The organism is Streptomyces sp. NPDC002809, assembly GCF_040295435.1.
GTDB lineage: Bacteria > Actinomycetota > Actinomycetes > Streptomycetales > Streptomycetaceae > Streptomyces.
In genome coordinates this window covers 1-9,208 of record NZ_JBEOVJ010000144.1, presented here as the reverse complement: position 1 = coordinate 9,208, position 9,208 = coordinate 1, and the positions used below count along the sequence as shown (strand labels likewise).

Sequence of the window (9,208 nt, the reverse complement as noted above, 5' to 3'; positions counted from 1 at the left end):
GACTCTATCAGACTCTTTCGTGTCCGATTCCCGGTCGAAGCGGGCCTTGCGTTTTCGCTTTCCAGTTCTTCGCTTTCGCGCTTCCCTTTCCGGCGGTTTCAACCTTACCAGACCCAATTCGTTCCGTTTCCGGTCCGGATTTGAATTCTGATGGCCGTTGAAGTGGCCTTGCCTTTCGGCTGATTCGACTTTATCAGAAGCAATTCCACCGAGCTAATCGGCTTCATGTTCCGGAGAGTGGGAATCAATTGGCTCCGCGGAAATTCAATACTCCGGCGAGAGCGGGGTAAATCTAACTGTTGGGGCTCGAACTTGTCCAGCTCGAGGCAACCGTTCAAATCTACCTCCCCCAGTCCACCGTGTCAATGGTTTTTGGGGCGAGGAGGACAGTAGCAGGTCAGCGGAGCCGTACGCACATCAGGCGGCCACGGGCAGCTCTGCGCTTCGTTCCGCTGCCGTGATGTCGCCCGCGTCGCCGGCTCGGACCGCCCTGCCGCCCAGGATGTAGACGTAGGCGAGGAAGGCCAGCTCGGCAGCGATTCCGATCGTGATGCGCGCCCAGGTCGGAAGGCCCGAGGGCGTGACGAAGCCTTCTATGACGCCGGATACGAACAGGACGAGGGCGAGTCCCAGGGCCATTCCGATGGCTGCCCTGCCCTGCTGCGCCAGGGCCGTACGCCGGGTGTGCGGGCCTGGGTCGATGACCGTCCAGCCCAGGCGGAGGCCTGTACCGGCCGCCACGAAGACCGCAGTGAGCTCCAGCAGCCCGTGGGGAAGGATCAGACCGAGGAAGGTGTCGAGCCGGCCAGCCGACGACATCAGTCCGATGCCCACCGCGAGGTTGAGCACGTTGACGAAGAGGATCCAGATCACCGGGACGCAGAGGAACGCGCCCAGCACCAGGCACATGGCGGCGGCCTGAGCGTTGTTCGTCCAGACCTGTGCGGCGAACGAAGCCGCCGGGTGGCTGGAGTAGTACGTCTCGTACTCCCCTCCCGGGCTGGTCAGGCGGCGGAGATCCTCCGGGGCCGCGATGGCCGACTGAACCTCCGGATGCGCGCCGATCCACCAGCCCATCAGCGCGGCCAGGAGCACGGAGAGGACGGCCGTTGGTATCCACCAGTACCTGGAGCGGTAGACCGCTGCGGGAAAGCCCGCCGTGAGGAAGTGTGCGGCGTCGCGCCAGGAGGCGCGGCGGGTGCCGGTCACCGTCGAGCGGGCGCGGGCCACCAGCTGCGTGAGGCGCGCGGTGAGCAGCGGATCGGGAGCGCTGGACTGGATCAGGGAGAGATGGGTCGCCGTGCGCTGGTAGAGGTCGACCAGTTCGTCGGCTTCCGCGCCCGTGAGCCTTCGCCCGCGGTGCAGGAGGTGGTCCAGACGGTCCCACTCATTGCGATGGGCGTTGACGAAGACGTCGAGGTCCATGGGCGGCTGCTGCTCCTGGCATGGGTGTGTACGGGTGCGTACAACTGCGGCGCGTTGCGGGTCAGCTTGGCAGACTGTGGCCCCGAGGGGCAGGGATGGTCGGCGAAGGGTGGGCGGCGATGAGTGAGCTCGTGACCGGGGATGCGGTCGTGCTGGGATTGCGGACGGCGAAACTGCCGAGCAGGGCACTGGCTCTGGTCATCGATCTGGTGGCGGTCGGGACGGTGTTCGTGCTGGTGTCGATCGGGATGGCCATCGCGACGGCCACGCTCGACGACGCAGCGGTGGCGGCGGTGAGCGTCGCCACCTTCCTGCTTGTTCTGGTGGGAGCACCGATCGCGGTGGAGACGCTCAGCCACGGCCGTTCGCTCGGGAAGCTCGCGTGCGGCCTTCGGGTGGTGCGGGACGACGGGGGCCCCATCCGGTTCCGGCACGCGCTGGTGCGCGGGGCGATGGGTGTGGTGGAGATCCTCGCGACGCTGGGTGTGATCGCCTCCATCGCGTCGCTGGTCTCGGCGCGTGGGCGGCGGCTCGGGGATGTCTTCGCGGGGACGCTCGTCGTACGGGAACGGGTTCCTGCGGGCAGGGCGGCAGCCGTGCCGCCTCCGCCGCCCTGGCTGGTCGGGCGGTTCGCCGGACTGGATCTGTCGGCGGTCCCTGACGAACTGTGGCTTGCGGTGCGGCAGTACCTGACACGGATGCACCAGTTGGATGCCGCCGTGGGACGAGCCATGGCGGAGCGGCTGGCCGGGGAGCTTGCCGCGCGGACCGGGGTTCCGGCGCCGGAGGGTGTGCCTGCCGCAGCGTTCCTGGCCGCCGTGGTGAACGAACGGCAGTCGCGGGATGCGCGCCGGGCGTTCGCCGCAGCCTCCGGCACTGTCGGCGGTCCCGTCGTCGGGAGTCCGCGGACCGGGGCGGTGGAAGTGACCGACGTGTTCGGCACGGTCGGTGCGGGTGCGGACGCGCCGTGGGGCGCCGGCCCCGCTGCGGCCCCCGTGACTCACGCCGCTCCGGTGGCCGCTCCCCCTCCTGTGCGGCCGGCCCCTGCCCGGCCTGCCGGGCCGGGTGACGTGGCAGCGGAGCCCGGGGTGGACTCGGTGCGGCCCGCGGCTACCGGATTCGCCCCGCCCGCTTAGCGGTCCGAGGGCGGGGATTCCAGCTCTTCGAGCTCGATACCGGGGGCCGAGAGGACCACGTCGCCGGCGATGTGAACAGTGTGCTGCTCACCGGTGTCCAGGGCGCTGACCTGGTACGCGTCCACGGTCAGGGGGCCGTTGTCAGTGGGGTGCGCTTCACTGTTCATCAGGGCCCAGGACTGGTCCACGGTACGAGGGGCGAGCACCGGGTCCGTGAAGGTGACGATGCGGAGCCGGGTCGCCGGGGAGGTGGCGGTGAGACGCAGCAGCCGCGCGGTGGCGACGAGGAACGCGGGGGACGTTCCGCTGAAGGCGTGGGCGCGGACATTGCCTTCGGTGGCATGAGTGCCGGTCGGGTCGGTGCGCACCCAGGTGACGCCTTCGAGGGCGGCGCCGCGGACCTGCCAGCTCGCGGCGTGGAGTTCAAGACGGATGGGGCGGCCGAGCTCGTCGAGAGTGAGGTCCACGGATCCGAGGTGGTCGCCGGACGGGGCGGTCGTCTGGGACACGTAGCGCCAGCCGGAGGGGCCCGGTGCGCAGTGGAAGTGTTCTTCGCCGAGGGGGGTGTGGTCGTGGAGATCGTGGAGCGAATATCGGCCGCGTGGCATGGGGTCCTTCGGGTTCCTCGGGTTGTGCGGGTGCGGTACGGCGCAGGCCCCCGACACGGGGGTGCGGGGGCCTGCGTTCGTAGCTGCTGCTGATTCACCGGAGCTGCCGACGCGTGTGCGTCTGCAGGCACTGCGAGGTCTGCCGGTGGCCGGGCGTCACTGACCGGTGGTGGAGTGACCGGTCACCGGCGGACCGTCGCGAGTGGTGACGGGGATCAGTAGCGGTAGTGGTCGGACTTGTACGGGCCGTCGACCTCGACGCCGATGTAGGCGGCCTGCTCGGGGCGGAGCGTCGTGAGCCTCACGCCGAGTGCGGCGAGGTGGAGACGGGCCACCTTCTCGTCGAGGTGCTTGGGCAGCACGTAGACGTCGGTCGGGTAGTCCTCCGGCTTCGTGAACAGCTCGATCTGGGCCAGGGTCTGGTCCGCGAACGAGTTGGACATCACGAAGGACGGGTGACCCGTGGCGTTGCCCAGGTTCAGCAGGCGGCCCTCGGACAGCACGATGAGGACCTTGCCGTCGGAGAACGTCCAGGTGTGGACCTGCGGCTTGACCTCGTCCTTGACGATCCCGTCGATCTTGGCCAGGCCGGCCATGTCGATCTCGTTGTCGAAGTGGCCGATGTTCCCGACGATCGCCTGGTGCTTCATCCTGGCCATGTCGGCGGCCATGATGATGTCCTTGTTGCCCGTCGTGGTGACGAAGATGTCGGCCTGCTCGACGACGTCGTCGAGGGTGGCGACCTGGTAACCGTCCATCGCCGCCTGCAGCGCGCAGATCGGATCGATCTCCGTGATGATCACCCGGGCGCCCTGGCCGCGCAGCGACTCCGCGCAGCCCTTGCCCACGTCGCCGTAGCCGCAGACGACGGCGGTCTTGCCGCCGATCAGGACGTCGGTGGCACGGTTGATGCCGTCGATCAGCGAGTGGCGGCAGCCGTACTTGTTGTCGAACTTCGACTTGGTGACCGCGTCGTTGACGTTGATCGCCGGGAACAGGAGGGTGCCGTCACGGTGCATCTCGTACAGCCGGTGCACACCGGTCGTGGTCTCCTCCGTGACACCACGGATTTCCGAGGCCAGCTGCGTCCACTTCTGCGGGGACTCACCGAGGGTGCGGTTCAGCAGGGTGAGGATGTACGCGTACTCCTCGCTGTCCGCCGTCGACGGGTCCGGAGCCGCGCCCGCCTTCTCGAACTCCACGCCCTTGTGAACGAGGAGAGTGGCGTCGCCACCGTCGTCGAGGATCATGTTCGGACCACCGGTGGGGGTGTTCGGCCAGGTCAGGGCCTGCTCCGTGCACCACCAGTACTCCTCCAGCGTCTCGCCCTTCCAGGCGAAGACGGGGACGCCCGCAGGGGCTTCCGGCGTTCCGGCGGGGCCGACCGCGATGGCGGCTGCGGCGTGGTCCTGGGTGGAGAAGATGTTGCAGGAGGCCCAGCGGACCTCGGCGCCGAGGGCGACCAGGGTCTCGATCAGCACGGCCGTCTGCACGGTCATGTGCAGCGAGCCGGTGATGCGGGCGCCGGCCAGCGGCTGCGTGGCGGCGTACTCCTTGCGGATCGACATCAGGCCGGGCATCTCGTGCTCGGCGAGGGTGATCTCCTTGCGGCCGAAGGCTGCGAGGGAGAGGTCGGCGACCTTGAAGTCCTGTCGATTGGCGACCGTCGTCATAACGGGCTGCTCCTCGTGATGGGTCGAGGGTGGGTAGGGCGGCTCTGCGGCACGCGACGGGCACACGAATGCCCGGGGCGGTTCGCAGCGCAGTCCGTCGGAGGCCCTCTCTCCCTCGGCCGGTCCGGCGTACGGACCGATCGACCGCCATCAGCAGCGACGTCTGACACTGTCGTCGAATCTACACCGAACGGCCCAGCCGCTCCCAGCCCACCGGGGCCGGCAGCGGCCGGAGAGGCCTGACGGGTGCGGTCAGTGGCCGGATTCCGTGGGGTCGGCCGGAGTGTCGGGAGTGTCAGGGCTGTCAGGGGTGCCGGGGCTGTCACCAGGGGTGTCGCCGGCCGTCGGTCCGGCCGGTGCTCCGCCCAGCTGCTTGGCCGGGTTGACGCCTGCCGCCTCCGCTGCCGCGTTGTAGATGTCCGGCTCCAGGTAGATGACCCGGGCGATCGGGACCGCCTCGCGGATGCGGGACTCGGCCGCGTTGATGGCATTGGCGACCTCGGCGGCCGTGTCGTCGTGCTGGACCGCGATCTTGGCGGCTACCAGCAGTTCCTCCGGGCCGAGGTGGAGCGTACGCATGTGGATGACGCGGGTGACCGTGTCGCCGTCGACAACCGCCGCCTTGATCTTCTCGACCTGGTCGGTGCCGGCGGCCTCGCCGAGCAGCAGGGACTTGGTCTCGGCTGCCAGGACGATGGCGATGACGATCAGCAGGATGCCGATGCAGAGGGTGCCGATGCCGTCCCACACACCGTCGCCGGTGCCGAGGGCCAGTCCGACGCCGGCGAGCGCGAGGACGAGGCCGATGAGCGCGCCCAGGTCCTCGAGCAGGACGACCGGCAGTTCCGGCGCCTTCGCGCGGCGGACGAACTGGGTCCAGGAGAGCGAGCCGCGGGTCTGGTTGGACTCCCTGATCGCCGTACGGAACGAGAAGCCCTCGGCGATGATCGCGAAGACGAGGACGCCGACCGGCCAGTACCAGGCCTCGATCTCGTGCGGGTGCTTGATCTTCTCGTAGCCCTCGTACACCGCGAACATGCCACCGACCGAGAACAGGACGATGGAGACGAGGAAGGCGTAGATGTAGCGCTCGCGCCCGTACCCGAAGGGGTGCTGGGGGGTGGCCTCGCGCTGGGCCTTCTTGCCGCCGAGCAGCAACAGTCCCTGGTTGCCCGAGTCGGCGAGCGAGTGGACGCTCTCCGCGAGCATCGACGACGAGCCACTGAACAGGAACGCCACGAATTTGGCCACTGCGATCGCGAGGTTGGCGCCTAGTGCCGCCACGATCGCCTTGGTTCCGCCTGACGCACTCATGGGTGCCTGGTGTCCCTTCTTCGGTGCTGCGGCTCCGGCGACCGCGGTACGGCCGGACATTATTGCAGTCGCTGGTGCGGACGGTACGTCAGGCCACCACAGTGGCACGGAACAACGTACCCGTACCGGACACTTCGGCCTTCTCCCCTGCCGGTACGAAGACCGATTCGCCCGGCCCGAGTCCGAACTCGCCGGCCTTGGGTGCGCCCGCCGTGCAGAGCAGGATCTGGGGCGTGGCTGCCGTCAGGTCGACCGGGGCGGCACCCGGCGACAGGTCGAAGCGGGAGAGCCGGAACTCGTCGACCGGCGTCTCGTACAACTCCTCGCCGGACGGGGACGCCTCGGGGCGCAGGACCCCCGGCTCGGTCGCCTCGAAGCGGACGATGCGCAGGAGTTCGGGCACGTCGATGTGTTTCGGAGTCAGGCCGCACCGCAGCACGTTGTCCGAGTTCGCCATGATTTCGACGCCGAGACCGCCGAAGTAGGCGTGCGGGACTCCGGCGTCGAGGAACAGCGCCTCGCCGGGCTGGAGTTGTACGTAGTTCAGCAACAGGGCCGCGACGACGCCGGCGTCGCCCGGGAAGTGGTGGGCGGCGCGGGCGTACGGGGCGTAGACGCCGCCGATCCGTTCGGCGGCGGCCGCCACGGCCGTCACCGTCTCCGCCATCTGTGCCGGGTCCGCGGTGAGGATCGCCGTGAGGACCTCACGCAGGGCCGCCTCTTCGGGATGGGCGCGGAGCAGATCGGCGTAGGGCTTGAGGGAGTCGACGCCCAGCGCCTCCATCACCTCGGCCGCCTCGACGGGCCGGCGGAAGCCGCACAGGCCGTCGAAGGGGGTGAGCGCGCAGATCAGTTCGGGCTTGTGGTTGGCGTCCTTGTACACGCGGTGGGGAGCGTCGATCGGGACGGACCGGCGCTCCTCGTCCGCGTAACCCTGCTGTGCCTGGGCGAGGTCGGGGTGGACCTGGAGGGAGAGCGGGGCTCCGGCGGCGAGAAGCTTGAGGAGGAAAGGCAGGCGGGGGCCGAACCTGTCGACGGCGGCCTGACCGAGTTCACCTGCCGGATCGGCGGCGATGACGTCGGTGAGAGCCTGCTCGACGGGGGCCGCCGAGGGGGCGTTCGGGACCTCTGCGGCGGCACCGGTGCGGGTTATCCGGGAAGGGGCTCCGGGATGGGCGCCCATCCACATCTCCGCCTGCGGCTCGCCGGTTGGGGCGACGCCGAGCAGGGCCGGGATGAGAGTGGTGGAGCCCCAGGCGTACGGGCGCACGGTGTTGGAGAGCCGGTCCATGGAATTCGTCCTCGGGCTGTGTGAGATGCGTGCGGTGCGAGATACGGGTTCTGGGTGGTGCGGGGGTCTTGCGGTGCGAGATACGGGTTCTGGGTGGTGCGGGCCCTGCGTGGGCTTTGTGGGCTTTGTGGTCTGTGTGGGGTGTGGTCGCGCGCGGAAGCCGTCTGGCGGTGCCGCGCGGGGCCGGGGGCGGGGGCCGGGCGTCGCTCGCAGGGGTCAGGCGCGGGCTGACGAGGCCAGGGCCAGGTAGACGGCGGCGAAGTCGGTGACCGCCAGGAGTTCGGCGAGGGATTCGAGCCTGCTGCCCTCCTCCGGTTCCAGTTCGCTGATCGCCGTGTCGTGGCCCAGGGCCAGCTCGCGGGCCGCGGGGGCTGCGCTCAGGCCGCCGGTGGGCCGGTCGCGGAGCAGTACGACCCGGGCGTGGAGGGGTTCGGACTCCTCGACCCGGTCGCGGAAGAAGTCGTCGGGGTCGGCCCCGGCGGCAAAGGCCCCGGCCAGCAGGGCCCCGTGGGCGGGGAGCGCTTCCGGAAGTTCGGCCGAGAGGGCCGGACGGCCGGAGAGCTCGGCCAGGACGGCGGCGAACCTGCGCCCGACCGGGCCCGCGGCGTCACCCTCCGTCCAGATGAGGGGCAGGCTGTCCGCGAGTTCGGCGGCCAGCGTCTTGGCGGGGTTGCTGTACGTGGCGATCGCGGGTCCGCAGCGCTCTGCCGTGCGGTCCAGGCGGTCAGCGACGCCCTGCAGCGTCTCCGGGGGCGCGGTGACCAGGCCGACCCTGTCGAGCAGGGCGAGCAGCGGTGTGAACAGGGCCCAGAGCGTGCCCGGGCCCGCCGCCGACGTCTCCGCGTCGTACTCGCCGTGCGGGGCCGATGCCATCGGTACGACGAGGCCGTGCACGCCGTCGACCGCCTCGCGCAGCGGGGACTGCCGGGGGGCCACGGCCACGACGGTGCAGCCGCGGCGGTACGCCTGCTCGGCGAGGAGGGCGAGGCCCGGTTCCGCCCCGTCCGCAGTGGCGATGAGGAGCAGATCGACGGAGCCGGCCCAGCCGGGCAGCGTCCATCGCATCGCGCCAGCGGCGGGGGCGACGCCGGTCGGGTGGATACGCGTGACCGGGGCGGAGGCCCCGGCCAGGGCCGCGATCAGGTCGGCGACGCCGGATGCGGCGGTGCCGGAGCCTGCGACCAGAACCGCGCGTGGGCGGCCCTCCGGGCTCAGGTCGGTGATCCCGGCCTCCGTCGCGTGGCGGGCGGCGGTACGGACCCGTGCCCCGGCCTCGGCGGCGCCGCGGAGCAGGCCGCGGCGGTCGGCTCGGGCCAGGGCCTCCGGGGCGTCGAGCAACGACTCGTCGAGCATGGGGACGGTCCTCCGATCACGTGCCGATCACCGTGCGGGGTGGGGCCGGGTTTACGCGGGGCGGCGGGCCTCGTCGACGAGGAGGACGGGGATGCCGTCCCGTACCGGGTAGGCCAGGCCGCAGTCCGCGCCGGTGCAGATCAGTTCGGGGCTGTCGGCCGCCGACCGGTCGTCGAGAGGGGAGTGACAGGCCGGGCAGGCCAGGATCTCCAGGAGGCCGGCTTCGAGCGGCATGGGATGGGTTCCCTTCGGAGGGCGAGCGGGCGGGTGCGGCGTGGTGGTGCGTGTTGCGTCGTGCCTCGCGGAACGGGCGCCACGGACATCTCGTCCTCGTTCACGCCTTCAACGTGTCCTTCCGGTAGAGCCAGGCGGCGCCGCCCGCGAAGAGCAGGAAGTAGGCGAAGAGGA

General features: G+C 70.3%; 8 protein-coding genes. 1 reads left to right on the top strand and 7 read right to left on the bottom strand.

All coding sequences use genetic code 11. The features are described 5' to 3' along the window. Nucleotides 1-417: 417 nt before the first annotated feature. Nucleotides 418-1,425: a stage II sporulation protein M gene (locus ABT025_RS38640; RefSeq protein WP_351003428.1), complete on the bottom strand. Its 1,008-nt coding sequence runs from the start codon at nucleotides 1,423-1,425 to the stop codon at nucleotides 418-420. Nucleotides 1,426-1,544: 119 nt separating this feature from the next. Between ABT025_RS38640 and ABT025_RS38635 the strand changes: the two genes are divergently transcribed. Further along, entirely contained in the window at nucleotides 1,545-2,561 is a 1,017-nt protein-coding gene (locus ABT025_RS38635; RefSeq protein WP_351003427.1) for an RDD family protein, read from the top strand. On the opposite strand, the gene ABT025_RS38630 is transcribed toward ABT025_RS38635, so the two are convergent. The 6 genes from ABT025_RS38630 to ABT025_RS38605 form a co-directional block, all read right to left on the bottom strand. Then, nucleotides 2,558-3,169 (bottom strand): hypothetical protein, encoded by a 612-nt coding sequence (locus tag ABT025_RS38630; protein WP_351003425.1) that lies wholly within the window; start codon nucleotides 3,167-3,169, stop codon nucleotides 2,558-2,560. The genes ABT025_RS38635 and ABT025_RS38630 overlap by 4 nt on opposite strands. Before the next feature lie 215 nt (nucleotides 3,170-3,384). Continuing rightward, nucleotides 3,385-4,842 carry an adenosylhomocysteinase gene (ahcY, locus tag ABT025_RS38625; protein ID WP_351003424.1) on the bottom strand — a complete coding sequence of 486 codons (1,458 nt, stop codon included), beginning with the start codon at nucleotides 4,840-4,842 and terminating at the stop codon, nucleotides 3,385-3,387. A 252-nt stretch (nucleotides 4,843-5,094) separates the two neighbouring features. Then, entirely contained in the window at nucleotides 5,095-6,156 is a 1,062-nt protein-coding gene (locus tag ABT025_RS38620; RefSeq protein ID WP_351003422.1) for a cation diffusion facilitator family transporter, read from the bottom strand. 88 nt (nucleotides 6,157-6,244) lie between these two features. After that, complete coding sequence (gene manA / locus ABT025_RS38615) at nucleotides 6,245-7,447, bottom strand: mannose-6-phosphate isomerase, class I (RefSeq protein ID WP_351003419.1); 1,203 nt, start codon at nucleotides 7,445-7,447, stop codon at nucleotides 6,245-6,247. A 216-nt stretch (nucleotides 7,448-7,663) separates the two neighbouring features. After that, the gene (locus tag ABT025_RS38610; protein WP_351003417.1) at nucleotides 7,664-8,800 is read right to left on the bottom strand and encodes an SIS domain-containing protein; all 1,137 of its coding nucleotides are present in this window, start codon (nucleotides 8,798-8,800) and stop codon (nucleotides 7,664-7,666) included. A 51-nt stretch (nucleotides 8,801-8,851) separates the two neighbouring features. After that, nucleotides 8,852-9,034, bottom strand: a complete 183-nt coding sequence (locus tag ABT025_RS38605) for a Trm112 family protein (RefSeq protein ID WP_219573344.1) — start codon at nucleotides 9,032-9,034, stop codon at nucleotides 8,852-8,854. Between the last annotated feature and the right edge of the window lie 174 nt (nucleotides 9,035-9,208).

Excerpts from the sequence above, each read along its gene's own strand:
- ABT025_RS38640 (WP_351003428.1), bottom strand. The coding sequence starts at position 1,425 with ATGGACCTCGACGTCTTCGTCAACGCCCATCGCAATGAGTGGGACCGT.
- ABT025_RS38635 (WP_351003427.1), top strand. The coding sequence starts at position 1,545 with ATGAGTGAGCTCGTGACCGGGGATGCGGTCGTGCTGGGATTGCGGACG.
- ABT025_RS38630 (WP_351003425.1), bottom strand. The coding sequence starts at position 3,169 with ATGCCACGCGGCCGATATTCGCTCCACGATCTCCACGACCACACCCCC.
- ahcY (WP_351003424.1), bottom strand. The coding sequence starts at position 4,842 with ATGACGACGGTCGCCAATCGACAGGACTTCAAGGTCGCCGACCTCTCC.
- ABT025_RS38620 (WP_351003422.1), bottom strand. The coding sequence starts at position 6,156 with ATGAGTGCGTCAGGCGGAACCAAGGCGATCGTGGCGGCACTAGGCGCC.
- manA (WP_351003419.1), bottom strand. The coding sequence starts at position 7,447 with ATGGACCGGCTCTCCAACACCGTGCGCCCGTACGCCTGGGGCTCCACC.
- ABT025_RS38610 (WP_351003417.1), bottom strand. The coding sequence starts at position 8,800 with ATGCTCGACGAGTCGTTGCTCGACGCCCCGGAGGCCCTGGCCCGAGCC.
- ABT025_RS38605 (WP_219573344.1), bottom strand. The coding sequence starts at position 9,034 with ATGCCGCTCGAAGCCGGCCTCCTGGAGATCCTGGCCTGCCCGGCCTGT.